Source organism: Domibacillus aminovorans, from assembly GCF_001643235.1.
Taxonomy (GTDB): domain Bacteria; phylum Bacillota; class Bacilli; order Bacillales; family Domibacillaceae; genus Domibacillus; species Domibacillus aminovorans.
On record NZ_LQWY01000074.1, the window covers coordinates 1 to 422 of the forward strand.

Annotated in this window: 1 protein-coding gene; it reads left to right on the plus strand. The window is 33.6% G+C overall.

Translation table 11 applies throughout. From position 1 onward, the window contains the following. Positions 1–204: 204 nt before the first annotated feature. Positions 205–422: orotidine 5'-phosphate decarboxylase / HUMPS family protein (locus AWH49_RS20895; protein WP_232454555.1), on the plus strand; the 218-nt coding region annotated here is incomplete at its 3' end.

Genomic DNA, 422 nt, shown 5'->3' on the forward strand with positions numbered 1-422 from the left:
TTTTTCTGTTTATTCATTTACACAAGATATTTTACGCTCTCCTTGAATTTTTTAAAAAATGGACTAAATCCATATTCTAATAGTATATTTTTCGACACTATATGATAACAAAGTGCGTACTTTATTTTCTGAAAATTAGGATATATAATGACTGTAGTACCAATCTAATCAAACTAACAAACTATTAGAAGGAGTGACATATCCATGAAATTACAATTAGCACTTGACCTTGTCAACATCCCAGAAGGTATCGCTGTCGTTAAAGAAGTAGAACAATTCGTTGATGTCGTTGAAATCGGCACACCGGTTATTATTAACGAAGGCCTTCGTGCAGTAAAAGAAATGAAAGAAGCATTCCCTAACTTAACAGTTCTTGCGGACTTGAAAGTAATGGATGCAGGCGGTTATGAAGTAATGGTAGC